At 73.2% G+C, this 24891-nt stretch carries 23 protein-coding genes; 18 read left to right on the plus strand and 5 right to left on the minus strand.

Features of this window, described 5'->3' with window-relative positions; genetic code table 11:
- Positions 1-2: 2 nt before the first annotated feature.
- The gene (gene trpS / locus D6B71_RS06355) at positions 3-1037 is read right to left on the minus strand and encodes a tryptophan--tRNA ligase (RefSeq protein WP_121253210.1); all 1035 of its coding nucleotides are present in this window, start codon (positions 1035-1037) and stop codon (positions 3-5) included.
- A gap of 295 nt (positions 1038-1332) precedes the next feature.
- Between trpS and D6B71_RS06360 the strand changes: the two genes are divergently transcribed.
- From D6B71_RS06360 to D6B71_RS06380, 5 genes are all read left to right on the plus strand, one after another.
- Positions 1333-2523 carry an acetoin utilization protein AcuC gene (locus tag D6B71_RS06360; RefSeq protein ID WP_121253212.1) on the plus strand — a complete coding sequence of 397 codons (1191 nt, stop codon included), beginning with the start codon at positions 1333-1335 and terminating at the stop codon, positions 2521-2523.
- 178 nt (positions 2524-2701) lie between these two features.
- Positions 2702-2908, plus strand: a complete 207-nt coding sequence (locus tag D6B71_RS06365; RefSeq protein ID WP_121253214.1) for a helix-turn-helix domain-containing protein — start codon at positions 2702-2704, stop codon at positions 2906-2908.
- 183 nt (positions 2909-3091) lie between these two features.
- On the plus strand, positions 3092-3193 hold the full coding sequence (locus D6B71_RS06370; RefSeq protein WP_008356322.1) for a 30S ribosomal protein bS22: 102 nt from the start codon (positions 3092-3094) through the stop codon (positions 3191-3193).
- A 23-nt stretch (positions 3194-3216) separates the two neighbouring features.
- Positions 3217-4260, plus strand: a complete 1044-nt coding sequence (locus D6B71_RS06375) for an NAD-dependent epimerase/dehydratase family protein (RefSeq protein WP_121253216.1) — start codon at positions 3217-3219, stop codon at positions 4258-4260.
- On the plus strand, positions 4253-5488 hold the full coding sequence (locus D6B71_RS06380) for a lysophospholipid acyltransferase family protein (protein ID WP_121253218.1): 1236 nt from the start codon (positions 4253-4255) through the stop codon (positions 5486-5488). Before D6B71_RS06375 ends, D6B71_RS06380 begins: the two co-directional genes overlap by 8 nt.
- Before the next feature lie 63 nt (positions 5489-5551).
- Here D6B71_RS06380 and D6B71_RS06385 read toward each other — a convergent pair whose 3' ends face one another.
- From D6B71_RS06385 to D6B71_RS06395, 3 genes are all read right to left on the minus strand, one after another.
- On the minus strand, positions 5552-6775 hold the full coding sequence (locus tag D6B71_RS06385; RefSeq protein ID WP_121253220.1) for a DUF5667 domain-containing protein: 1224 nt from the start codon (positions 6773-6775) through the stop codon (positions 5552-5554).
- Between the two features lie 103 nt (positions 6776-6878).
- A complete protein-coding gene (locus tag D6B71_RS06390; protein ID WP_121253222.1) occupies positions 6879-7679 on the minus strand; it encodes a sigma-70 family RNA polymerase sigma factor in 801 nt (266 codons plus the stop codon).
- Between the two features lie 153 nt (positions 7680-7832).
- On the minus strand, positions 7833-8720 hold the full coding sequence (locus D6B71_RS06395) for an HAD family hydrolase (RefSeq protein ID WP_476739131.1): 888 nt from the start codon (positions 8718-8720) through the stop codon (positions 7833-7835).
- A 106-nt stretch (positions 8721-8826) separates the two neighbouring features.
- Here D6B71_RS06395 and D6B71_RS06400 point away from each other — a divergent pair, with 106 nt between their 5' ends.
- The 7 genes from D6B71_RS06400 to hemB all read left to right on the plus strand — a co-directional run bounded on the left by D6B71_RS06400 (position 8827) and on the right by hemB (position 17006).
- Positions 8827-10539 carry a class I adenylate-forming enzyme family protein gene (locus D6B71_RS06400; RefSeq protein ID WP_121253224.1) on the plus strand — a complete coding sequence of 571 codons (1713 nt, stop codon included), beginning with the start codon at positions 8827-8829 and terminating at the stop codon, positions 10537-10539.
- The gene (locus tag D6B71_RS06405) at positions 10536-10793 is read left to right on the plus strand and encodes a glutaredoxin family protein (RefSeq protein WP_121253226.1); all 258 of its coding nucleotides are present in this window, start codon (positions 10536-10538) and stop codon (positions 10791-10793) included. Before D6B71_RS06400 ends, D6B71_RS06405 begins: the two co-directional genes overlap by 4 nt.
- A 274-nt stretch (positions 10794-11067) precedes the next feature.
- The gene (locus tag D6B71_RS06410; RefSeq protein WP_121253228.1) at positions 11068-11733 is read left to right on the plus strand and encodes a redox-sensing transcriptional repressor Rex; all 666 of its coding nucleotides are present in this window, start codon (positions 11068-11070) and stop codon (positions 11731-11733) included.
- Positions 11734-11806: 73 nt separating this feature from the next.
- Positions 11807-13129, plus strand: coding sequence for a glutamyl-tRNA reductase (locus tag D6B71_RS06415; protein ID WP_121253230.1), 1323 nt, complete (start codon positions 11807-11809; stop codon positions 13127-13129).
- A complete protein-coding gene (gene hemC / locus D6B71_RS06420; protein ID WP_121253232.1) occupies positions 13126-14100 on the plus strand; it encodes a hydroxymethylbilane synthase in 975 nt (324 codons plus the stop codon). Before D6B71_RS06415 ends, hemC begins: the two co-directional genes overlap by 4 nt.
- A gap of 60 nt (positions 14101-14160) precedes the next feature.
- On the plus strand, positions 14161-15840 hold the full coding sequence (locus D6B71_RS06425; RefSeq protein ID WP_121253234.1) for a bifunctional uroporphyrinogen-III C-methyltransferase/uroporphyrinogen-III synthase: 1680 nt from the start codon (positions 14161-14163) through the stop codon (positions 15838-15840).
- A 164-nt stretch (positions 15841-16004) separates the two neighbouring features.
- Positions 16005-17006 carry a porphobilinogen synthase gene (gene hemB / locus D6B71_RS06430; RefSeq protein WP_206051601.1) on the plus strand — a complete coding sequence of 334 codons (1002 nt, stop codon included), beginning with the start codon at positions 16005-16007 and terminating at the stop codon, positions 17004-17006.
- 27 nt (positions 17007-17033) lie between these two features.
- Here hemB and D6B71_RS06435 read toward each other — a convergent pair whose 3' ends face one another.
- A complete protein-coding gene (locus D6B71_RS06435; RefSeq protein ID WP_240641180.1) occupies positions 17034-18137 on the minus strand; it encodes a lytic transglycosylase domain-containing protein in 1104 nt (367 codons plus the stop codon).
- A 493-nt stretch (positions 18138-18630) separates the two neighbouring features.
- On the opposite strand from D6B71_RS06435, the gene hemL reads away from it, so the two are divergent.
- Genes hemL through ccsB form a run of 6 tightly spaced genes read left to right on the plus strand, consistent with a single transcriptional unit; the run spans position 18631 to position 24813 of the window.
- Positions 18631-19986 carry a glutamate-1-semialdehyde 2,1-aminomutase gene (gene hemL / locus D6B71_RS06440; RefSeq protein WP_121253238.1) on the plus strand — a complete coding sequence of 452 codons (1356 nt, stop codon included), beginning with the start codon at positions 18631-18633 and terminating at the stop codon, positions 19984-19986.
- Complete coding sequence (locus D6B71_RS06445) at positions 19983-20687, plus strand: histidine phosphatase family protein (RefSeq protein ID WP_240641181.1); 705 nt, start codon at positions 19983-19985, stop codon at positions 20685-20687. The genes hemL and D6B71_RS06445 overlap by 4 nt, the downstream gene beginning before the upstream one ends.
- A 2-nt stretch (positions 20688-20689) precedes the next feature.
- Positions 20690-21304, plus strand: coding sequence for a TlpA disulfide reductase family protein (locus tag D6B71_RS06450; RefSeq protein ID WP_121253242.1), 615 nt, complete (start codon positions 20690-20692; stop codon positions 21302-21304).
- Positions 21297-22052, plus strand: coding sequence for a cytochrome c biogenesis CcdA family protein (locus D6B71_RS06455; RefSeq protein WP_121253244.1), 756 nt, complete (start codon positions 21297-21299; stop codon positions 22050-22052). Before D6B71_RS06450 ends, D6B71_RS06455 begins: the two co-directional genes overlap by 8 nt.
- Positions 22049-23791: a cytochrome c biogenesis protein ResB gene (gene resB / locus D6B71_RS06460; RefSeq protein ID WP_240641182.1), complete on the plus strand. Its 1743-nt coding sequence runs from the start codon at positions 22049-22051 to the stop codon at positions 23789-23791. The genes D6B71_RS06455 and resB overlap by 4 nt, the downstream gene beginning before the upstream one ends.
- Positions 23788-24813, plus strand: coding sequence for a c-type cytochrome biogenesis protein CcsB (gene ccsB / locus D6B71_RS06465; RefSeq protein ID WP_121253246.1), 1026 nt, complete (start codon positions 23788-23790; stop codon positions 24811-24813). Before resB ends, ccsB begins: the two co-directional genes overlap by 4 nt.
- The last annotated feature ends 78 nt before the right edge of the window (positions 24814-24891 follow it).

Raw genomic sequence — 24891 nt, forward strand, 5'->3', positions numbered from 1 at the left:
CCTCAGCGCAGTCCCATGGCGGCCTGGGCGGCGGTGAGGACCGGAGCGGTGACCTCCAGGCACCGCGCCGCGCCCTCGGCGTACACCCGCTCGACCGCGGCCGGGTCGTCGGCCAGCTCGGCGTAGCGGCGCTGGATCGGCTCGAGCCGGGCGACGACCGCGTCGGTGACCGCCCGCTTCAGCGCGCCGTACGTCGCGACGCCGTCGGTCGAGCCGCCGCAGGCCTCGAGCACGTCGAGCAGGTTGGTCACGCCCGGCTTGCTCTCGCGGTCGCGGCGCACGGCGTCGGGTCCGGTGTCGGAGTCGGTCACCGCCCGCGCCACCTTGCGGCGCACCACGTCCGGCGGGTCGAGCAGGTGGATCGTGCCCGCGGTCGACGCGTGCGACTTGCCCATCTTGACGGTCGGCTGCGCCAGGTCCATCACCCGGGCGCCGCTGGCCGGAGTCGTGATCTCCGGGACCGTGAAGACCGGCCCGTACGTCGTGTTGAAGCGCACCGCCAGGTCGCGGGTCAGCTCCACGTGCTGGCGCTGGTCCTCGCCGACGGGCACTCGCTGCGGGCGGTAGAGGAGGATGTCGGAGGCCATCAGCGTCGGGTAGGTGTAGAGCGCGGCGCGGGTGGAGTCGCGGCCGCGCCCCTTCTCCTTGAACTGGATCATCCGGTTCAGCTCGCCGGTGCTGGCGACGCACTCGAGGAGGTAGCCGAGCTGGTTGTGCGTGGGCACCCGGCTCTGCACGAACAGCGTGGCCCGGTCGAGTCCCGTGGCGAGCAGGAGGGTGGCCATCTCGCGGGTGCGCTCGCGGACGTCGGCGGGGTCCTGGGGCACGGTGAGCGCGTGCAGGTCCGCGACGCCGAAGAAGCAGTCGGCCCGGTCCTGGGCCGCCGCCATCGGTGCGAGCGCCCCGAGCAGGTTGCCCAGCGTGAGTCGACCGGTCGGCTTCAGCAGCGAGAGTTGGCGGGCCGTCGCGCCGTCCTCGGCGGCCGGGGGCAGGGTCGGACGGGTCTCCGGCCGGGTGTCCGGGGCGGTGGTGGTCATGGCTCCTCCTGGTGTCGTCGCCCGCGGGAGGGGCGCGTCGACCGGAGGTCCGGAGTCGAGCACGGCCGCCCGTGGGCGGCCGTGGTGTGGGATGTGCTGGTGGGGTGGCCGCCCTCAGGCGGGCCACCACGCGGTGCGCACGACAGTGCGGTTCTCGATCAGCACCGGGCCAGGATGCCACACCCCGCCGTCCGGACGGGCCGACCTCCCCGGGGCCCGTCCTGCTGGCCGTCCTGCTGCCCGTCCTGTGGCGTTGTGTCGGCGACCACCGCCGACGGCGAGTAGCGTCCGCCACATGGCCTCCTGTCCCGGACCGGCGTGCGTCGTCTTCGACTCCTCTCTCACCGACTACGACTTCGGGCCGGCGCACCCCATGTCGCCGCTGCGTGTCGACCTGACCATGCGGCTGGCCGGAGAGCTCGGCGTCACCGGACCGGGCGGACTGATGACGGTGCCGGCGGTGGCCGCCGACGAGGACACCATCGCCACGGTCCACGACCCGCGGCTGATCGAGGCGGTCCAGCAGGCCGGCCGCACGCCCAGCGAGGCCAAGGCGTCCTTCGGTCTCGGCACCGAGGACAACCCGGTGTTCGCGCGCATGCACGAGGCGTCGGCCCACGTGGTCGGGGCCAGCCTCGAGGCGTTCCGCAGGGTCTGGAGCGGCGAGGTGCTGCACGCGGCGAACATCACCGGCGGGCTGCACCACGCGATGCCCGACCGGGCTTCGGGATTCTGCATCTACAACGACGTCGCGGTCGGCATCAAGCACCTGCTCGCCCAGGGCGCCGAGCGGGTCGCCTACGTCGACGTCGACGTCCACCACGGCGACGGGGTCGAGCGGATCTTCTGGGACGATCCGCGGGTGCTGACGATCTCGTTGCACGAGACCGGCCAGATGCTGTTCCCCGGCACCGGGTTCCCCGTCGACCTGGGCGGCCCCGATGCCCGCGGCTCCGCGGTCAACGTGGCTCTGCCGCCCGGCACCTCCGACGCCGGCTGGCTGCGGGCCTTCCACGCCGTGGTGCCGCCGCTCCTGCGCGAGTTCCGCCCGGACGTGCTGGTCACCCAGCACGGGTGCGACTCGCACGCCGACGACCCGCTCGCCCACCTGATGCTCACCGTCGACGGCCAGCGCGCGGCGTACCTCGCGCTCCACGAGCTGGCGCACGAGGTGGCGGGGGGCCGCTGGGTGGCGACCGGCGGCGGCGGCTACGCCCTCGTCGGTGTGGTGCCCCGGGCCTGGACCCACCTGCTGGCGATCGTCGGCGGTCGCCCACTCGAGCCGGACACCGAGACGCCGGGCGGCTGGCGCGAGCACGTCCGGGCCAGCCTGGACCTCACCGCGCCGTTCCGGATGACCGACGGCCGGCACCCCCGCTACCGCGACTGGAGCGAGGGGTACGACCCCGAGACCTGGCTGGACCGGGCGATCCACGCGACCCGCACCGAGGCGTTCCCCCTGCACGGTCTCGACCCGATGCCCTGACCGCAGCGGCGCACCGGACTGGTCCAGTGGGCGATTGCAAGGCGACACGCCGAATTCACAGCAGTTGCTTCAGTGTTCCTCTTCCCCAGCAGTCACACAGGCCCTATTCTCACCACGTCGCGGCGTTTTGTTCACCGGTGGGGAAGCCGGAGCGTCCGCTCAGAAGGATCGGTGCACGATGGCTGCCAACTCGTCCGGTGAGATCTCCGAAGCGAAGTTCCTGACCGTCGCCGAGGTGGCGGCGATGATCCGCGTCTCGAAGATGACCGTCTACCGGCTCGTCCACAACGGCGAACTGCCCGCGGTGCGGGTCGGGCGCTCCTTCCGGGTTCGCGAGGAGGACGCCAACGAGTACCTCCGCAAGAGCTTCTACAACGCCGGGTAGTCTCGCGCGGGCTCCCCTGGCGGGCGTCGTGTCGCCTGGTGCGCGGACCTGCGGGCGCCCACCAGGCGTCGTCGGATTCTGCGGGTACTGGTCCGGCCGATAGGCTGTCCTGGTTCTCCGCCCTGTCCGGAGGACGCATCCGCCGGCAGGTGCCGGCCGTTGGTCATCATCGGAAGGTAACTCGTGGGTTCTGTCATCAAGAAGCGGCGCAAGCGTATGGCGAAGAAGAAGCACCGCAAGCTGCTGAAGAAGACGCGCGTGCAGCGTCGCAAGCTCGGCAAGTAGCACCCGGCCCCGCCGCACCACGCATGGGCTCGGCCGGCAAGACCGTTCTGGTCACCGGGGTCTCGCGAGACCTCGGTCGCCGGTTCGCGCGCGCGCTGGCCTCCGAGCCCGAGGTGGGGCGGGTCATCGGCGTCGACGTCGTGCCGCCCCGCGGCGACATCGGCGACGTCTCGTTCGTCCGTGCCGACATCCGCACGCCGGTGATCGCCAAGGTCATCGCCAAGGAGGACATCGACACGGTCGTCCATCTCAGCGTGGTCTCCACCCCCGGCATCGCGGGTGGCCGCAGCTCCATGAAGGAGCTGAACGTCATCGGGACCATGCAGCTGCTGGCCGCCTGTCAGCGCGCTCCCGGTGTCGAGCACCTGGTGGTCAAGTCGACCACGTCCGTCTACGGCTCGAGCAACCGCGATCCCGCGATGTTCACCGAAGACATGGAGCCGCGCCGCGCACCCCGCTGGGGCTATGCCAAGGACGTCGCCGAGATCGAGAGCTACGTGCGCGGCTTCGCCCGCCGTCGAGCCGACGTGCGGGTCACGATGCTGCGCACCGCCAACGTGATCGGGCCCGGTGTCGCCAATCCGCTCACCTCCTACTTCCGCCTCCCCGCGATCCCGACCGTGGCCGGCTACGACGCGAGACTGCAGTTCCTGCACGAGGCGGACCTGATGGCGGTGCTGGGGCACGCCGTGCGCAGCGAGGTGCCGGGCACCTTCAACATCGCCGGTGAGGGCATGCTCATGCTCTCCCAGGCGGTGCGCCGGCTTCGCCGGCCATCGGTGTCCCTCCCGGGCTTCATGGTCGGGCAGCTCGGCAGCGCGCTGCGCTCGGCCCGCGTCGCCGACTTCTCGCCCGAGCACGTCTCCTACCTGACCTACGGACGCGGCGTCGACACGACCCGGATGCGCGAGGTGCTCGGCTTCCGGCCCCGCTACTCCACCGCGGAGGCCTTCGCCGACTTCGCCGAGTCGCTCGGGGTCTCCGCCCGTCCGACCGAGCGGGCCCTGGCCGGCCTCGAGGGCCGACTCGCCGGCGGCTCCACGACCCTGGGAGGACCGCATGGGTGACGCCGAGATCATCCCGATCGGCACACGAGGACGCCCGGGGCGCGGCACCGGCACCGCGCCCTCGTCCGCCGCGAGGGGGCTCGCCGGCAAGGAGGCGCGTGGTGCCTCCGGCCAGGGTGCCGCGAAGGCCAAGGGCGCCGGGAGCGGCAAGTCGGCCTCGGCCAGGAGCGCCAGGGGCGGGCCTCGTCACGGCGCCGACCGTGCCGCCACTGACGCGCCGGCCTCGAGTCCGGCCCCGCAGACCGGGCAGGACTCGGCCTCCGAGGCAGCGTCTGCGGCGGCCGCGCCCACCCCCCGGCCGCCGATCACCACCGAGGAGCGCGCCCCCGGGGCGGGCATCCCGGTCGGTGACTGGCTGGCCGCCTTCCAGTACGCCGCCCGCGAGCTCTTCGGTGACGAGTGGGAGCCCGAGCTCGCTCGACTGCTGGCCTTCCTCCGGCGTCGGGTGACCGGCGACTACACCGTCGACGAGTACGGCTTCGACCCCGAGGTCACCCAGCGGTTCTTCCTGGCGGCGCTGCGTCCGATCGCGCAGAAGTGGTTCCGCATCGAGGTCCGCGGCATCGAGAACATCCCCGCCGAGGGCGGTGCGCTGGTGGTGTCGAACCACTCCGGCACGATCCCGGTCGACGGCCTGATGACCATGGTCTCGGTGCACGACCACGCCGGCCGGTTCCTGCGCCCGCTCGGCGCGGACCTGGTCTTCCGGCTGCCCCTGGTCGGCACGTTGGCGCGCAAGGGCGGCGCCACGCTCGCCTGCGGCGACGACGCCGAGCGGATGCTGCGCGGCGGAGAGCTGGTCGGTGTCTGGCCGGAGGGGTTCAAGGGCATCGGCAAGCCGTGGTCGGAGCGCTACAAGCTGCAGCGGTTCGGCCGGGGAGGCTTCGTCTCGGCGGCGCTGCGCACGGGCGTGCCGATCGTGCCGCTGTCGGTCGTCGGCGCCGAGGAGATCTATCCGCTCGTCGGCAACCTGCCGGCGGTCGCCCGCCTGCTGGGCCTGCCCTACGTCCCGATCACGCCGCTGTTCCCGTGGCTGGGGCCGCTCGGCCTGTTGCCGCTGCCGTCGAAGTGGCTGCTGGAGTTCGGCGAGCCGATCCGCACCGACGACTACGACGCGGCGGCCGCCGACGACCCGATGCTGGTCTTCAACGTGACCGACCAGGTGCGCGAGACGATCCAGCAGACGTTGTACTCGCTGCTGATGGAGCGGGGCTCGGTCTTCCGCTGACCGCGACCGGCCGGCTGCCCGTGCCGGACCGCCGGTGCCGGGTCGGGTACCGACTGCCCGGGCTCAGGGCTCGGTGGGCGAGTCGCCGGTGCCGAGCAGGGCGCCGGTGAGCTCCTCGAGCAGTGCGCCGACCCCTTCGAGCACCGGGCTGACCACCGGGATCGAGACCTCGGGAGCGCCGCCCTTGCCGCCGCCGGACCCGGTCGTGCCGGACCCGTCGTCGCCGGTGCCGCCGGCTCCGCCGAGCGGAGCGGTGCCGGGCAGACCCGGGGTGGGCTGGCCGGTGTCGGGGTTGCTGACGCTGCCCGGCTGGTCCTCGCCGAGCTCGATCTGGGGGAGCCCGGGCCGCCCATCGCCCTTGCCGGCCTTGCCCGGCTTGCCGCCCTTGTCGGAAGCGGCCGCGGGATCGGTCGGCTCGTCGTCGGTGGTGGTGAGCTCGGTGGCCAGGTCGGAGAGGAGGCTCTCCACGCTGACGGTGACGAACTGGGGCGGGATGACCGAGATGCCCTGGCCGCCGCAGACCGAGCAGAGGTTCTGCGCCTCGGCGTCGATGCGGGTGAGCGCCTGGGCCGCGGTGACCAGCGCGCCTCGCGCCGTCTCGGGGACGCTGGCCTCCAGCGCGGTGAGCTGATCCATGCTGGTGGCGGTGAAGTCGCGCAGCTCGGCGATCGCGCCGGCGTTGGCGTTGGTCTCGTAGTCGTCGACCAGCAGATCGGATGCCTCGGTGGCCTGAGCCGTGAAGGTGTCGAGCGTGGCGGCGATCTCGTCGGCCTGGTCGGCGTCGTCGCGGCTGGCGAGTGCGTCGGCCTCGGCGAGACGGCCGCGGGCGTTGGCCAGCAGGGTGGCGCCCTTCTGGTGCTCGTTGACGCTGAACCCGGCCTCCGCGTTCTCGATCGCGCGCTTGACGGGGTAGAGGGCGTCTCCGGGCAGGGCGGACTGGGAGGCGACCGCCACCGAGCCGGTGGCGCCGACCATGGCCAGTCCGGCGGCGGCGACGGCGAGGCGCCGGTCACGCGCGGTGCGCCGCGGGGCGACGGTGAGTCGTGCCTCGAGGCGATTGTCGGCGGAGCTGCCCGACTCGGGCGCCGTGGCGAGCGCGGTGGCCGCCTCGGCCATCAGCCGCTCTCGGAGCGAGGTCACGAACTCCGGGCGAGCCGTCGGCTGGGGGGTCGCCCGCAGCGCGGTGACGAGCTCGAGCAGCTGGGCGTCCTGCGCCGACGCGGAGCCGTGCTCGAGCGCGGCGTCGAAGGCCTCGGCGCGACGCTGCGCCGGAAACCGCGAGATCATCGCTGCCGTCCTGGGTTGGTCTGGGACATGGGGTTGACGGAGCGCGTGGTGGTGTGCGCCGTCGACAGGAGCAACGAGCCGGGGCGGGCGGAGGTTACGGTGCTCACGAGCCGCGAATCCCTTCCGGCATCAGCTTGGCGAGGTTGCGCACCCCGCGCAGCTGGAGCTGCTTGACCGCGCCGTCGCTTCGGCCCAGCACGGCGGCCGTCTCGGCGATGCTCATGCCCTGGAGGAAGCGCATCACCAGGCAGTCGCGCTGCTCGTTGGGCAGCTGGGTGAGGGCCTGGAGCAGGATCTCGTTGGTGAGTCCGGCGAGGACGGCCGACTCGGGCCCCTCGGTGGAGTCGTCGTGCTGTCCCATGTCCTCGGTGGTCAGCTCGAGGCGGGTGCGCCCTGCCTTGAAGTGGTCGGTGGCCAGGTTGCGGGCGATGGTCATCAGCCAGGCGCCGAAGTCCTTGCCCTGCCACCGGAAGCCGGTCATGCTCCGCAGCGCTCGGAAGAAGGTCTCGGAGGTGAGGTCCTCGGCCAGCGCCGCGGACCGCGTGCGATAGAAGAGGAAGCGGTAGACCGAGGGCTGGTAGTGGTCGTAGAGCAGCCCGAACGCCTCGGTGTCGCCCTTGCGGGCCAGCTCGACCAGGGCGATCAGTCGGGTGCGCTCGCTCTCGGACTCCTCCGAGGAGACGGCCAGCTCGGCGTCGTCGAAGCCGTCGCCGCCGTGGGAGGCCGATGTCGAGGCGGGGCCGGCCACGACGGTGCCGGGCGGGGCGCCCTTGGCCTCGGACCACAGCATCGAGGCGCTGCCGGCGGGGGCGGGAGAGAGCTGCGCCGGGGCGCTGAGTGCGACCGCGACGGCGCGACGCAGAGCCTCCCAGCCCAGCGCGTGACCCTCACCGTGGTACGGCATGCCGCTGCCAAACCCTCCCGTTGCGAACCCCCGAGCCCGACGATGATACGTCGGTCACACTTCCCTGACCAGGGAGTGGACAAACCACCGATCTCGGCTGGTCTGGCCCAGCCGCAGGCGCGCCGGTGCCCGGCGCGGGTCCGATGTGGCCGGTCAGCGCTCCCGGGACCGGAGCGCGGCGAGCGCCGCGGCCGCCCCGCCGGCGGCGCCCGCGACGGCGCCGGCCGCGAGCCCGGCTCGTGCGGCCCGGCGTCCGGTGCGGTAGTCGCGGATCCGCCACCGCTGTTCGCGAGCGTGGTGTCGCAGGCGCGCGTCGGGGTTGATCGCGCAGGGGTCGCCGACCAGGGAGAGCATGGGCAGGTCGTTGTAGGAGTCGGAGTACGCCGAGCAGCGGGCCAGGTCGAGCCCCTCCCGCTCGGCGAGTGCCAGCACTGCCTCGGCCTTGGCGGGCCCGTGCAGCAGGTCGCCGACCAGGCGGCCGGTGTAGACCCCGTCGACGTGCTCGGCGACGGTGCCCATGGCGCCGGTCAGCCCGAGCCGCCGGGCCAGCAGCGAGGCGAGCTCGATCGGCGCGGCGGTGACCAGCCAGACGCGTTGGCCCTGGTCGAGGTGGAGCTGCGCGAGCGCGCGGGTGCCGGGCCAGATCCGGTGGGCCATCGCCTCCTCGAAGATCTCCGAGCCGAGCTCCTCGAGCTCGGCGACGGTGTGCCCGGCGATGAACGCCAGGGCGGAGGCGCGGGCCTCCGCCACGTGCTCGGGGTCCTCGACCCCGACGAGGCGGAAGTAGGCCTGCTTCCAGACCGCGCCCAGGATCTCCCGCGTGGTGAAGAACTTGCGCCGGTAGAGGCCACGAGCGAAGTAGAAGATGCTCGCACCCTGCATCACGGTGTTGTCGACGTCGAAGAACGCGGCGGCCGTGGGATCGGCGGGGGTGTCGAGCGCGGCCTCGACCTCGGCGGCCGCGGCCGCGGCCTCTCCGGCCAGCGCCGAACGCTGCTGGAGGTTCATCAGCGGGCGAGGACGCTCCGCGGGCCGGGTCACGCCGGCCAGCGTAGGGCCTCCTCGGCCGGCGTCCCAGCCCCTCGGACGGCCGCGACCGGGCGGCGAGGGCCTGCCGAGGCTCGGCACGGTGTGCGACCATCCCGGCATGTCCTCCGACGCCACGGCCGCGGACCGAAGCGACCTGACCCACCTGGTGGCCCGCGCTGCCGGCGAGGCCCCCGACCGGCTGGCCGTGGTCGAGCCCGGCGGCCGCGGCCGCACCTGGGCCGAGCTCGACGACGAGGTGTCCCGGGTGGCGCACGGGCTGGTCGACGCCGGCGTGCTGGCGGGCCAGCGGGTGCTCTTCGCGCTCGGCAACCGGCTCGAGTTCGTGACCACCTATCTGGGGGTGTTGCGGGCCCAGGCGGTGGCGGTGCCGGTCAACCCGGGGTCGACCGTGGGGGAGCTGGCCCGGATGATCGCCGACTCGGGGTCGCGGCTCGTCGTCGCCGATGCCTCGACGGTGGAGCCGGTCCGCGCCGCGGCTGCCCTGCTGCGACGGGCATTGGGGCAGACGCCGGAGGGGGCGCAGGAACCGGCTGACCGGGACTCCGCTGCCGGTGACCGCCTGGACCCCGACCTGCTGCGTCGGGCGGTGCCGCCCCGGGTCGTGGTGGTCGACGTCGAGCCGGAGGCGGATGAGCGCACCTACCGCCAGCTCTGCGAGGCGCCGGCGGCGCGGCTGCCGCTGCTGCCCGACCCGGAGAAGCTGGCCGCGCTCCTCTACACCAGCGGCGCGTCGGGCCGGCCGCGGGCGGCGATGCTGAGCCACCGGGCGCTGCTCGCGAACATCGAGCAGGTGGCCGAGGTCCGGCCGCCGATGATCCACGGGGACGACGTGGTGCTCGGCGTGCTCCCGCTCTTCCACGTCTACGGCCTCAACGCGGTTCTGGGAGGCGTGCTGCGGCACCGCGCCAAGCTGGTGCTGGTCGACCGGTTCCACCCCCACGACGTCCTCGACCTGATCGAGGACGAGGCGTGCAGCGTGCTCCCGGTGGCGCCGCCGGTGTTCGGCTACTGGCGGGCCGAGCCCGACCTCGCCGACCGCCTCGGCCCGGTGCGACTGGTGCTGTCCGGGTCGGCGCCGCTGGCCGCCGAGCTGGTCGAGGAGTTCACCGCTCGCACCGGGCTGCCGGTCCACCAGGGCTACGGGCTCACCGAGGCGGCCCCGGTGGTCACCAGCACGCTCTGCTCAGCGGACCCGCGACCGGGATCGGTGGGGTCGGCGCTGCCGGGCATCGACATCCGGCTGGTCGACGACTCCGGTCGTCCGCCCGAGGGCGAGGACCCCGGCGAGATCTGGATCCGTGGTGCCAACCTGTTCGGGGGCTACTGGCCCGACGGCGCCGGCGCGCCCGATGACGAGGGCTGGTGGGCCACCGGCGACGTCGGCTTCCTCGACGCCTCCGGCGACCTCACCCTGGTCGACCGGCTCAAGGACCTCGTGGTGGTCTCCGGCTTCAACGTCTATCCGGTCGAGGTCGAGGACGTGATCGCCGAGGTGCCGGGTGTCGCGGGCGTGGCGGTGATCGGCGTTCACGACGCCGAGACCGGCGAGGCGGTGGTCGCCTACGTCCGAGGGGCCGGACCCGGCTCCCCCGAGGAGCTGGCGGAGGCGGTGCGGGCCCACTGCGCCACCCGGCTGGCCCGGTTCAAGTGGCCGAGCCGGATCGAGGTGGTCGACGAGCTGCCGATGACGGCGACCGGCAAGGTGCAGAAGGGGCGGCTGCGGGGCATCGAGCGGCGTCGCTCGCTCGGGCTGCTGGAGGCGGGTCCCGAAGCCGGTCCCGGAGCCGACACAGACGCGGGCCCCGCGTGAGCACCGACCCCGGCCCGGCCCGGGTGCTCCTCTACACCCGACCCGGGTGCCACCTGTGTGACGACGCCCGGGCGGTGATCGCCGCGGTCTGCTCCGACCTCGGTGAGCGCTTCGAGGAGCAGTCGATCCTCGACGACCCGGCGCTGCTCGAGCGGTTCGCCGAGGAGATCCCGGTGACCTTCGTCGACGGGCGCCAGCACTCCTTCTGGCGCGTCGACGAGCAGCGGCTCCGGCGCGCGCTGACCGGCGCCTGAGCCGCGGCCCGGCTCTCCGGCGTACGACGCGGAGCGGCCTCGCGACCCGCCTGCCGAGGCCCTCCCGCCGCCCGGGGAGACGGTGCCAATGCCGGCCGACGGGGGCGACGTGCCCGATATCACAGCACCTCCCGCCCGCCTGCCGGCGCCCCTGAGACCGGTTTGTTCTCGCGTTCACAAACTCATACAGTGAAGTCGCCCCCCGGTTCCGGGATGGCGGTTCCCAGCGCCGTCACCCCCGCGTCCGGCGACCTGTGGCCTGGAGAGAAGAGCTTTGACCGCACGGACTTCCACCGAGAGCTCTCGGGACATCCCCGAGGCGACGGTCGCCAGGCTCCCCGTCTACCTGCGCGCGCTCACCTCGCTCGCCGAGGCGGGCACCAGCACCTGCTCGAGCGAGGCGCTGGCCGCCGCGGCCGGCGTGAACAGCGCCAAGCTGCGCAAGGACCTCTCCTACCTGGGCAGCTACGGAACCCGCGGGGTCGGCTACGACGTCGACTACCTGCGCTACCAGATCGCCCGGGAGATCGGGGTCACCCAGGACTGGCCGGTCGTGATCGTCGGCATCGGCAACCTCGGCCACGCCCTCGCCAACTACTCCGGGTTCCGCAGCCGCGGCTTCCGGGTGGTGGCGCTGCTCGACGCCGACCCGGCCAGGCACGGCGAGCTGGTGGCCGGCATCGAGGTGCGTCCCTTCGACGATCTGGAGCGGATCGTGCGCGAGCACGCCGTCGCGATCGGCGTGATCGCGACGCCCGCCGGCTCCGCACAGGACGTCGCCGACCGGATGGTCGCGTGCGGCGTCGGCAGCATCCTCAACTTCGCGGCCACGGTGCTCACGGTGCCGGCCGGGGTCGACGTCCGGAAGGTGGACCTCTCCATCGAGCTGCAGATCCTCGCCTACCACGAGCAGCGCAAGGCCCAGGGGGAACCCGCATGAACACCCCACGAAGGCGCTCGCTGCGGACCCTCCTGAGCCTTCCGAAGGGCTCGCGCCTCCGCGGGGGCCCCGAATGAGCGTGCTGGTCGTGGGCATCTCCCACAACTCCGCCCCGGTGAGCCTGCTCGAGCGGGTCGCGCTGGACGGCGACGGCGTGCACAAGCTCATGCACGACGTGGCGGCCTGCGAGCACGTCAGCGAGGCGACGGTGATCTCCACCTGCAACCGGCTCGAGATCTACACCGACGTCGACCGCTTCCACGGCAGCGTGGAGGAGCTCTCCAAGCTGTTGGTCGAGCGGGCCGGGCAGACCACCGAGGCCATGCTGCCCCACCTCTACGTCCACTACGACGACGGCGCGGTCTCCCACCTGTTCCAGGTGGCGGCCGGGCTCGACTCGATGGCCGTCGGCGAGGGGCAGATCCTCGGCCAGACCCGCGAGGCGCTGCGGCTGGGCCAGGAGCTCGGCACGGTCGGACCGTCGCTGAACGTGCTGTTCCAGCAGGCGCTGCGGGTCGGCAAGCGCTCGCGCGCCGAGACCGACATCGACCGCGCCGCACCCTCGCTCGTCACGGCGGCGCTGGAGCGCTCGAGCGCCTCGGTGGGCGGGGTCGCCGGCAGCCGGGTGCTCGTGCTGGGCGCCGGCTCCATGGCTGGGCTGGCCACGGCCACCGTCGCCCGCCTGGGCGCCGCCGAGATCGTGGTGGCCAACCGCAGTGCCGACCGGGCGTCCCGCCTGGCCCGTGAGTACGCCGCCCGCCCGGTGCCGCTGGGCGAGCTCGCGGTCGAGCTGCGCCAGGCCGACCTGGTGATCGCCTGCACCGGCGCCACCGGGGTGCTGATCACCGCCGACATGGTGGCCGACGCCCGCCCCGACGGTCGGCCGCTGGCGCTGATCGACCTGGCGCTGCCGCACGACATCGACCCCGCGGTGTCCCGGCTGCCCGGAGTGAGCCTGGTCAACCTGGCCGACCTCGCCGCCGACCTGCACGACACCGACGCCGGCCGCGAGGTGGCCGAGGTGCGCCGCATCGTCACCCAGGAGGTCACCGCGTTCCTGGCGGCGCGCCGCCAGGCCAGCGTGACCCCGACGGTGGTCGCGCTGCGCTCGATGGCCACCTCGGTGGTCGAGGGCGAGATGGAGCGGCTCCTGGGCCGGCTGCCCGACCTCGACGACGAGGTGCGCTCCGAGGTCCAGCACACCCTGCGCCGGGTCGCCGACAAGCTGCTGCACGAGCCGACGGTGCGGGTCAAGGAGCTGGCCAACGAGGCCGGTGCGATCTCCTACGCCGCGGCGCTGGCCGAGCTGTTCGCGCTCGACCAGGACGCGGTCGAGGCCGTCACCCGGCCCACCGTGCCCGACGAGTCCGGCGAGCGACGGGAGGGCCGCGCATGAGCTCCCCGATCCGCGTCGGCACCCGCGCCTCGCTGCTGGCCACCACCCAGTCCGGGCAGGTGGCGCAGCTGATCCGCGAGCGGCTGGGGCGCGAGGCGACCCTGGTCGAGGTCAGCACCGAGGGCGACCGCAGCCAGGTGGCCGGCACCCCGCTCACCGAGGCCGGCGGCACCGGGGTCTTCGTGGCGGCACTGCGCGAGGCCCTGCTGGCCGGCGAGGTCGACGTCGCGGTGCACTCCCTCAAGGACATCCCCACCTATCCGACCGAGGGCATCACCCTGGTCGCCGTCCCGGTCCGCGAGGACCCTCGTGACGTGGTCGTCGCCCGCGACGGGCTGACCCTGGGTGAGCTCCCGGTGGGGGCCCGGGTCGGCACCGGGTCGCCGCGCCGGGTCGCCCAGCTGCACGCGCTGGGGCTGGGCCTGGAGCTCGTCGGCATCCGCGGCAACGTCGACACCCGCATCCGCAAGGTCACCGGCGGCGAGCTCGACGCGGTCGTGCTGGCGCGTGCCGGACTGGCCCGCATCGGCCGCCTCGACGAGGTCACCGAGGTGCTCGACCCGCTGCAGGTGCTGCCCGCGCCGGGTCAGGGCGCGTTGGCGGTCGAGTGCCGCAGCGACGACCCGCTGGCGGCAGAGCTGGCCGTCCTCGACGACGCGCTCTCCCGGGCGGCGGTCGAGGTGGAGCGTGCGGTGCTGGCGCGGCTCGAAGGCGGCTGCTCGGCCCCGATCGGCGCGCTCGCCGAGGTCGTCGAGGGCGACGACGGCGAGGAGCTGTGGGTGCGCGCGGTCGCGATGTCGCTCGACGGCGCGCTCGGCGTACGCCGCTCGGCCAGCGGCCGGCTCGACGACCCGGTCGGACTCGGAGTCCGGCTCGCCGAGGAGATGCTCGACGACGGTGCCGGCGAGCTCACCGCCCCGCCCCCGGTCCCGACCCCCCAGGACTCCGACTGGGCCGGCCCGCCGCCCTGAACTTCATGACCCCGCCCTGAGCAACACACCCGCACAATCAGCAGAACAGGTGCAGAACGCATGACGCGAGGTAAGACCACCACCAACGAGACCGCCCCGACCCGTGGGTGGGTGTCGTTCGTCGGCAGCGGCCCGGGCGACCCGGAACTGCTCACGGTGCGCGCCGTCGACCTGCTGCGGCAGGCCGACGTCGTGGTCACCGAGTCACCCGAGCACGTCGACCTGGTCCGCACGCTGCTCGGTCTCCCCGAGCCGGCGGTTCCGGATGCCGACGAGGCGGCGACGCCGGTCGGCCCGGAGCTGGTCGACGGGGGCTTCGGCGAGGACGGCCAGCCGCTCACGCACGCCGCGCGGGCCAAGGTCGTCGTCAAGCAGGCCAAGCGGGGCCGGCGCGTGGTCCGGCTGATCGGCGGCGACCCGTTCGTCTACGCCTGCGGCCCGGAGGAGGCGCAGGCGTGCGCCAAGGCCGGCATCGGCTTCGAAATCGTGCCCGGGGTCTCCTCGGTGTCCGCGGTGCCGGCCTACGCCGGGGTGCCGCTGACGACCAAGGACCACCGCGAGGTCACCGTGGTGACCTGCGGCGACAAGGTCGACTGGAAGCGCTACGCCGACGACCGCACCCTGGTGCTGCTCTCCGCGGTCGGGGCGATCGGCGAGATCAGCAAGCAGCTGGTCGCCGCGGGGCGCTCGCCGCAGACCCCGGTCGCGATGACCCGGGTCGGCACCACCACCCACCAGGCCACGGTCACCTCCACGCTGGAGCACATCGCCGCCGACGCCCGGGCCGCCCGGATGGCGCCGCCCGCGGTCACGGTGGTCGGCGACGTGGTCGACCTGCGCCAGACGCTGTCGTGGTTCGAGACCAAGCCGCTGTTCGGCTGGCGGGTGCTCGTGCCGCGCACCAAGGAGCAGGCGGCCTCGCTGTCGGTGCGGCTGCGCGGCTACGGCGCGGTGCCCGAGGAGGTGCCGACGATCTCGGTCGAGCCGCCGCGCAACCCGCAGCAGATGGACAAGGCCGTCCGCGGCCTGGTCGAGGGCCGCTACGAGTGGATCGCCTTCACCTCGGTGAACGCCGTCAAGGCGGTGCGCGAGAAGTTCGAGGAGTACGGCCTCGACGCCCGCGCCTTCTCCGGGCTGAAGATCGCCGCGGTGGGCGAGAAGACGGCCGCCTCGATCGCGGCGTGGGGCCTGCGCGCCGACCTGGTGCCCTCCGGCGAGCAGTCCGCGGCCGGACTGCTGGCGGAGTGGCCGGAGTACGACGAGGTCCTCGACCCGATCAACCGGGTCTTCCTGCCGCGGGCCGACATCGCCACCGAGAACCTGGTGGCCGGCCTGGTCGACCTGGGTTGGGAGTGCGACGACGTGACGGCCTACCGCACCGTCCGGGCGGCGCCGCCGCCGGCGCCGACCCGCGACGCGATCAAGACCGGCAAGTTCGACGCGGTCGTGTTCACCTCGTCCTCGACGGTGCGCAACCTGGTCGGCATCGCCGGCAAGCCGCACCCCTCGACGATCATCGCGGTGATCGGGCCGGCCACCGCCAAGACCGCCGAGGAGCACGGGCTGCGGGTCGACGTGATGGCTCCCAAGCCCGACGTCGACGTGCTCGTCGACGCGCTCGCCGACTTCGGTGCCGCGCGACGGGCGGCCATGGTCGAGGCCGGGCAGCCGGTCACCAAGCCGTCGGAGCGCAAGCCCGCCTCCCGTCGACGCGCGAGCGAAGCGAAGGCGTCGCTGTAAGGCGACGGGGTCGAGCCGGCGGCGCTCCTGAGGCACGAAGGAGCGTGCGCCGTGTCGAGACACCGGTGAGTGAGGCAGCGCGGTGACCGCCGCCGTAGTGTCGTAGGTCGAGCCGGAGGCGTGCCAGCGCCGACGAGTCGAGACCCGGTGAGAGAGGCAGCACCATGGTCGAGCAGGTTCCACCGATCACCCCGCCCACCGTCCGACCGCGTCGCCTGCGCACCAGTGCGGCGATGCGGCGGATGGTGGCCGAGACCGCGCTGGAGGCCCGTCAGTTGGTGCTCCCCGTGTTCGTGCGGGAGGGCCTCGACGAGCCGCGTCCGATCGGGTCGATGCCGGGCGTGGTTCAGCACACCCGCGACTCGCTGCGGGCGGCGGCCACCGAGGCCGCCGAGCTGGGCATCGGCGGGCTGATGCTCTTCGGCGTGCCCGCCCACCGCGACCCCGTCGGGTCGGGCGCGCTGGAGCCGTCGGGCATCCTCAACGTCGCGATCGCCGACGTGGTCGCCGAGGTGGGCGACGCGCTCACGGTGATGAGCGACCTGTGCCTCGACGAGTTCACCGACCACGGCCACTGCGGGCTGCTGACGCCCGACGGCCGGGTCGACAACGACGCCACGCTGGCGGTGTACGCCGAGATGGCGCGCGCCCACGCCGCGGCCGGCGTGCACATGGTCGGTCCGAGCGGGATGATGGACGGCCAGGTCGCCGTGGTGCGCGCGGCGCTCGACGGCGCCGGCCACACCGACGTCTCGATCCTGGCCTACTCGGCGAAGTACGCCTCCGCGTTCTACGGGCCGTTCCGCGAGGCGGTCGACTCGTGCCTCGACGGAGACCGGCGCACCTACCAGCAGGATCCCGCCAACGCGGTCGAGGGCGTGCGCGAGGCGCTGCTCGACGTCGAGCAGGGCGCCGACGTGGTGATGGTGAAGCCTGCCCTGGCCTACCTCGACGTGCTGCGCCGGGTGCGTGACGCGGTCGACGTGCCGGTCGCGGCGTACAACATCTCCGGGGAGTACGCCATGGTCGAGGCCGCCGCGGCGCGCGGCTGGATCGACCGCGAGGCGGCGATCCTGGAGACGCTCACCTCGATCCGCCGCGCCGGCGCCGACGTGGTGCTGACCTACTGGGCCGCCGAGGCGGCCCGGCTGCTGGCTCGCCGCTGATCGCGCAGCGACGAGCCGGCCACCCGGTCAGGGGTTCATGTAGCCCTCGACGCACTTGTCGAAGGGGTCGTCCTTCTTCAGGATGTTGTCGACGTAGCCGTCGAGGGTGCACTGCAGCACGGCCTGGGCGAACGAGAGCACCTCGTCGACCGGCTCGATCGACGTCGAGGGCAGCGGCGGCACGGTGACCGGGATGCTCGGCAGCGGGCCCTTGGGCTCGTCGGGCTCCGGCTCGGGCTCGGGCTGCTGGCTGGGCGGCGAGGTCGGGTCGGCCGGCGGAGGCTGCTCGCCGCCGCCGTCACCGGGACCGTTCGTGGAGACGTTGCTGCCCTGGTTGCCGCCGTTGCCCTGCCCGGGCTGGTCGCCCGCCTCGGCGGTGTAGTCGGGGTCGGGCACGAAGTAGCCGGCCGAGGTCGTGGAGTTCGGCACCGAGGTGAAGTCGCCGTCGAGGTAGGCCTCCATGATGGAGAGCACCAGGTCGACGTAGCTGGTGGAGTGGTTGTAGCGGAACACCGCGGCGCGCTGGCCGGCGCTGGTGGACAGGTCGTCGTCGCCGGAGCACAGGTAGACCGCGGAGGCGAGCGCGGCGTCGTCGATGTCCTGGGGGTTGCGCTTGCCGTCGCCGTCGGCGTCGACGCCCACCACCGACCAGGTGGACGGGATGAACTGCATCGGGCCGACCGCCCGGTCGAAGGTGGTGTCGTCGTCGACCTGGCCGGCGTCGGTGTCGCGGATCGTGGCGGTGCCGCGCTTGCCGTTGAGCGCGATGCCGTAGATGCCGGGCTTGGCGACGCCGTCGGCGTCGAGGCTGTTGCCGTCGAAGCGGCCGTGGTCGGACTCGACCCGACCGATGGCGGCGACCAGCTGCCAGGACAGGTTGCAGGTCTTGTCGGCGGCGTTGATGACGGTCTCGGCCCGCTGGTAGGCGGCCAAGGCCGCCGAGGGGATGCCGTTGGTGGAGGAGGTGCGCACGATCTGCGCGGCCTTCTTGGCGTTGGGCCCGTCGGCCACCACGCCGGGCGAGGAGACGCTGGCCGGCGCCTCGATCGCCTGGGTCGGCACGGTGGTGCCGTCCGGCATCGCCGGGTCGGCCGGCTGCTGCTGGCTGGCCACGGCCGAGGTGGCGCCCATCCCCGCCACGCTGGCCGTCCACGCCACCGAAAGCACCGCCAGCGGCACGATCGCCGAGGCGCGCTGCAGGCGTCCGGATCGCGGTGCTGGCCTGTTGTCAGGCTTGCTCGCAGGCATTGTCTGTCGCTCTCCCCTGTGTCATCCCCGGCGGCTCCCTCAAGCGCCGGTGACGAACACAACGAATCGTGTCACATCCAAGTTACGGGTGAGTTTGGTATCTGTTCTAGTTTCGCTCGAATCCGGGAGGGGTCCGCATCCTGGTGCGCCGACGACCGGACTCGCGACAGGGACGATGATCCCCGTCACATGTGACGCCGAAACCTCGAAGTGTTCCGTCTGGCGGGTGAAGACTTCGCCCCCCAGAGGGAGTTCCGGCCACCCAGTGGGGCGCCTGAGGCGAGAGTGGTGCCGGCGCCCGGCCTCAGGCGACTGCCCGCGCCCACCCGCTCGCCCCCACCTGATCCGGGTTGGCCCGCTCGGGGACAATGACCCGGTGAGCTCCGCCCGCCCCACCCCCGTCGACCGGTCCGAACCCACCCCGGCCCCCGCCTCCGAAGCGCTGTTCGAGCGCGCCCGGGCGGTCACCCCCGGCGGCGTGAACTCCCCGGTGCGGGCGTTCAACGCCGTCGGCGGCACCCCGCGGTTCATCCGTTCCGCCCGGGGCGCCTGGCTCACCGACGTCGACGGCACCGAGTACGTCGACCTGGTCTGCTCCTGGGGGCCGATGCTGCTCGGCCACGCCCACCCCGAGGTCACCGCCGCGGTGGCCGACGCGGTCTCCCGCGGGACCTCCTACGGCACCCCCACCCCGCCCGAGGTCGAGCTCGCCGAGGAGATCGTCGACCGCACCCCCGTCGAGCGGGTCCGGTTCGTCTCCTCGGGCACCGAGGCGACGATGTCGGCGATCCGGCTGGCCCGCGGGTTCACCGGTCGCGACCTGGTCGTGAAGTTCGCCGGCTGCTACCACGGCCACGTCGACGCGCTGCTGGCCTCGGCCGGCTCCGGCCTGGCCACGTTCGCGGTGCCCGGCACCCCCGGCGTCCCGCAGAGCGCCACCGACCTGACCCTGGTGCTGCCCTACAACGACCGGGCCGCGGTCGAGGCGGCCTTCGCCGAGCACGGCGACCGGATCGCCTGCCTGATCACCGAGGCGGCTCCCGGCAACATGGGCGTGGTCCCGCCTGAGGATGGCTTCAACGCGTTCCTCGCCGAGACCTGCCGTCGGCACGGGGCCCTGTTCGTCTCCGACGAGGTGATGACCGGCTTCCGGGCCAGCCGCCAGGGCCAGTGGGGCCTCGACGGCGCCGTCGAGGGCTGGGTGCCCGACCTGATGACCTTCGGCAAGGTGATGGGCGGCGGCTTCCCGGCCGCCGCGTTCGGCGGCCGCGCCGACGTCATGCACCAACTGGCCCCCGAGGGGCCCGTCTACCAGGCCGGCACGCTGTCGGGGAACCCCGTGGCCACCACCGCCGGGCTCGCCACACTGCGGCTGGCCACCGACGAGGTCTACGCCCACCTGCACACGGTCGGCGACACGATCAAGGCCGCCGTCGCCGAGGCCCTGACCGCCGCCGGCGTGCCGCACCGCATCCAGTCGACCGGCACGATGTTCTCGGTGTTCTTCGCCGACGGCGCGGTGCGCGACTTCGCCGACGCCTCCCGCACCGACTCGAGCGCGTACGCCGCCTTCTTCCACGCCATGCTCGACCGCGGCGTCCACCTGCCCCCGTCGGCGTACGAGGCATGGTTCCTCTCCGCCGCCCACGACGAGCGCGCCGTCCAGACCGTGCTCGACGCCCTGCCCGACGCCGCGCGCGCCGCGGCCGCCGCCCGCGAGGAGCGCCCGTGACCCAGAGTGCCGACCAGAGCCCTGACAAGCCGGTGAAGACCGTCGTCCACCTGCTGCGCCACGGCGAGGTCTACAACCCCCAGGCGGTCCTCTACGGCCGGCGAGACGGCTTCCACCTCTCCGAGCTCGGCCGGCAGATGGCCGACAAGGTGGCCGGCGCGATCAAGGACCGCGACATCACCCACGTGCGGTGCTCGCCGCTGGAGCGGGCCCAGGAGACCGCGGCCCCGCTGCTGGCCGCCCGCGGGCTCGAGGCGGTGATCGACGTGCGCGTCATCGAGTCCTCGAACATCTTCGAGGGCCAGCGCTTCGACGTGCGCGACAGCATCCTGCGCAAGCCCTCGATCTGGCGGCACCTGTGGAACCCGTTCACCCCCTCGTGGGGCGAGCCCTACAAGGAGATCGCCGCCCGGATGATGGCCGCGGTGCACGACGCCCGCGACGCCGCGGCCGGCCACGAGGCCGTGATCGTCTCCCACCAGCTGCCGATCTGGACCACGCGGCTGCACGTCGAGGGCCGCTCGTTCGTGCACGATCCCCGCAAGCGCCAGTGCACGCTGTGCTCGCTCACCTCGCTGCACTTCACCGGCGACCGGCTCACCCAGGTCGCCTACAGCGAGCCCGCGGGCGACCTGATCCCGGTCACCGACCGCAAGGCGCCGTTCTCGGCCGGTGGCGCGCCGGAGGAGAAGAGGCCCTGACCATGCGACACCCCCGTCCCGGCCGAGCGGCCCGCCTGCTCGCCGGCCTGCTGCTCGGCGGCCTGCTGCTCAGTGGCTGCGGCGACAACGAGGGCACCAACGACGGCGGCTACATCAGCGGCGACGGCTCCTTCGTGCAGTACGCCGAGGACGACCGCAGCGAGCCGGTCGAGCTGGCCGGAGAGACCCTCCAGGGCGACGCGCTCGACGTGGCCGACCTGCGTGGTGCGCCCGTGGTCGTCAACGTGTGGTGGTCGCTGTGCGGACCGTGCCGCGTCGAGATGCCGATGCTGGTCGAGGCGGCCGCCGAGCTCGAGGGCGAGGCGGCGTTCATCGGCGTGAACATCCGCGATGCCAGCCCGGAGAACGGGCTGTCGTTCGAGCGCAGCATGGGCGTCGACTACCCCACGATCTACGACCCGAGCGGTGAGGCGCTGCTGGCCTTCGCCGGCAAGGTCAACCCGCGCACGATCCCCACCACGATCGTGCTCGACCCCGAGGGCCGGATCGCGGCCGTCGTGAACGGCCCGATCCCCTCCAAGCGCACACTCGTCGGGTTGGTCGAGGACGCCGCGGAGGGCGCGAGCGGGGGCACCGGCGAGGCCGTCGATGGGTGAGTGGTTCCAGCAGACCGCGGGCTCCGGCTCGTTGGCGCTCGCCATCCCGGTCGCGGTCATCGCCGGCCTGGTCTCCTTCTTCTCCCCGTGCGTGGTGCCGCTGCTGCCCGGCTACCTCTCCTACGCCACCGGGCTCTCCGGCGCCGACCTCGCCTCCGGCGACGTACGCCGCGGCCGGATGCTGGCCGGCGCCGTGCTGTTCGTGCTCGGCTTCTCGGTGGTCTTCGTCGCGCTCGGCGTCGCCTCCGGGTCGCTCGGGTCCTGGCTGGTCACCAACCAGCGCACGATGAACGTCGTGCTCGGGGTCGTGGTGATCCTGCTCGGGCTGGGCTTCCTCGGGGCCGTTCCGTTCCTGCAGCGCGACGTGCGGATCCACAAGGTGCCCGCCGTGGGCCTGGCCGCCGCGCCGCTGATCGGCTTCCTGTTCGGCCTGGGCTGGATGCCCTGCGTGGGCCCCACCCTCGGCGTCATCTCCACCCTTGCCTGGAACGAGGGGGCCGCCTCCCGCGGCGGCCTGTTGCTCGCCTTCTACTCCCTGGGCCTGGGCATCCCGTTCGTGCTGGCCGCGCTCGCCTGGCGCCGGGCCCTGGGCGCGCTGAAGTTCGTGCGCCGCCACCAGCAGTGGGTCACCCGCGCCGGGGGCGTGATGCTGCTGGTCGTCGGCGCGCTGCTGCTCACCGGCTGGTGGGACCAGATGGTCACCTGGCTCCAGATGAACCTGATCAGCGACTACGAGGTGAGCGTGTGAGCACCCCGCCCCGGCCGTCGCTCCCGGACGGCCACGCCGGCGGGACCGCCGAGGACCTCTCCGCCGGACCGGCGGGCACATCCGGCGCGCCGCGGCGCCCCGGTGAGCTGACGCCCCGTGAGCTGCTGCGCTGGCTGTGGCGCCAGCTGACCTCGATGCGCACCGCGCTGGTGCTGCTGCTGCTTCTCGCGCTCGCCGCCGTGCCCGGGTCGGTGGTCCCCCAGGAGGGCGTCGACTCGCTCAAGACGTCGAACTGGAAGGAGGAGCACCCCGACCTCACGCCGATCTACGAACGGCTCGGCCTCTTCGACGTCTACGACTCCCCGTGGTTCGCCGCGATCTACCTGCTGCTGTTCGTCTCGCTGGTGGGCTGCATCATCCCGCGGCTCGGCGTCTACTGGCGGGCGCTGCGGGCTCAGCCGCCCGCGGCCCCCCGCAACCTGACCCGGCTGCCGGACTCCACGGCGTACCGCACCGACGCCTCCGCCGACGAGGTGTTGGCCCGCGCCCGCGAGGTGCTGCGCGGACGCCGCTACCGGCTTCGCCGCACGGACCCCGCCGGGCCCGGCGCCGACGCCGTCTCGGCCGAGCGGGGCCACCTGCGCGAGGCCGGCAACCTGGTCTTCCACCTCTCGCTGCTCGTGGTGCTGGTCGGGTTCGCGATGGGCGGCCTGCTCGGCTACCGCGGCGGCGTGATCGTGATCGTCGGCGACAGCTTCAGCAACGGACTCACCTCCTACGACGACTTCGCCCCGGGAGACCTGTTCGACGAGACCGACATGGAGCCGTTCTGCTTCACCGTCGAGGACTTCTCGGCCGAGTGGGTGATGAGCGGCCCCGGCCAGGGCACCGCCCGCGGCTTCCGCGCGCCCATCAGCTATCGCGAGGACTGTGCCGGCACCGACGCGAGCGAGGCGAAGTCCTACGACCTGCGGGTGAACCACCCACTGTCGATCGGCGACACCGACGTCTTCCTGATCGGCCACGGCTATGCGCCCGTGGTGACGATCCGCGACGGCGAGGGCAACGTGGCCGCCGGTGGTCCGAGGGTCTTCCTGCCGCAGAGCCAGGACTTCTTCTCGTTCGGGGTGATCAAGGCTCCCGACGCGAAGCCGGGGCAGATCGCGCTCGAGGGGCTGTTCTATCCGACCTTCGCCAACATCGACGGCGACCCGGTCAACATCATGGGCGACGACAAGAACCCGCTGCTGTCGATGTCGGTCTACACCGGAGACATCGGCCTCGACAACGGCAGCGCGCAGTCGGTCTACGCCCTCGACAAGACCGGCACCGAGCAGGTGATGAAGGCCGACGGCAAGCCGTTCCGGCTCGACATCGCCCCCGGGCAGACCGTGCGGCTGCCCGACGGGCTGGGCTCGGTCACCTTCGAGCGGGTCGTGCCCTGGACCCGCCTGCAGATCAGCCAGACGCCCGGCATGAAGCTCGCCCTCGGCGGCGTCGTCCTGGCGCTGGTGGGGCTGCTCGGCTCGCTGTTCATCCGTCCGCGTCGGGTCTGGGTGCGCGCCCGGGCGGACGGGGCAGGCACACTGGTCGAGGTCGCCGGGTTGGACCGATCCGGTGGCGGCGACGTGGCCGCCGAGCTGGCCGAGGTCGTGGCCGCCCTGCGCGGCACCGACGACACCACCGCCCGCGGGGGGTCCGGGCCCAGCCGTGCGGCCGACCCCGACGCCGCACAGGCCACCCCCGAGGCCACCGGCACGAACGAGGAGGACGCGTGAGCGACCAGGCATGGGAGACCCTGAGCAACCAGGCGGTGGCCGCCAGCGGGGTCGTCTACTTCCTCGCACTGCTGGCCCACCTGGTCCAGTGGTCGGTGCTGCGCAAGCTGCCGGTCTCGGTCGGTGCCCAGAGCGCCCCCGCAGCGGCCGCCGACGCGTCCGGAGGCGTGGCGGTGGTCACCGGCCCGGCCACGCACACCCACACCGCGGAGCCGCGCGACGACGAGCAGCGGATCGAGCTGTTCGGCAGGCTCGGGCTGCTGCTCACCGGCATCGCCGGCCTGGCGCACGCCCTGGCGCTGGTGGCGCGGGGCATGGCCGCGGACCCGAACCGGGTGCCGTGGGGCAACATGTACGAGTTCACGGTCTCCGGCACCTTCGTGGTCACGGTCACCTATCTGGTGCTCTACCGCCGGTTCGCGCTGGCCTGGATGGCCCCGATCGTGACCTTCCTGGTGCCGAGCCTGCTGATGGCTGCGGTGATCTGGCTGCACAAGCCGGTCACGCCGCTGATGGACGCCCTCGAGTCGCCGTGGCTGGTCATCCACGTGGTCTCCGCGGTGATCGCCACCGGCGCGTTCACCGTCGGGGGCATCGCCTCGGTGCTCTACCTGGTGCAGGACCGGCGGCTGCGCAAGGGCGAGGTCTCCGACCGCGGCTACCTGGCCCGGGTGCCGGGGCCGGCGGTGCTCGACCGGATCGCCTACCGGCTGCACGCCTTCGCGTTCCCGGTGTGGACCTTCGCGGTGCTCATCACCGGGCCGATCTGGGCGCACCAGGCCTGGTCGACCTACTGGAACTGGGACCCCAAGGAGGTCTGGGCGTTCATCACCTGGGTCGTCTACGCGGCCTACCTGCACGCCCGCTCGACCGCCGGCTGGAAGGGCCGCAACGCCGCGATCCTCGCGCTGGTCGGTCTGGCCACGCTCTGGTACAGCTTCATCGGGGTGAACTTCTTCTCCACCACCAGCCAGCACTCCTACGCCGCGCCCGCCGTGGTGGTCACCCCCGAGGCCCGCTGACCCCGGGGTTGCCGCCGAGCCGTCACTGGTTCACGGGTTCTCGCGGCGTGTCGAGGAACGGTTGACGCCTCGACCGCG

This window comes from Nocardioides ferulae (assembly GCF_003660455.1).
Classification (GTDB): domain Bacteria; phylum Actinomycetota; class Actinomycetes; order Propionibacteriales; family Nocardioidaceae; genus Nocardioides; species Nocardioides ferulae.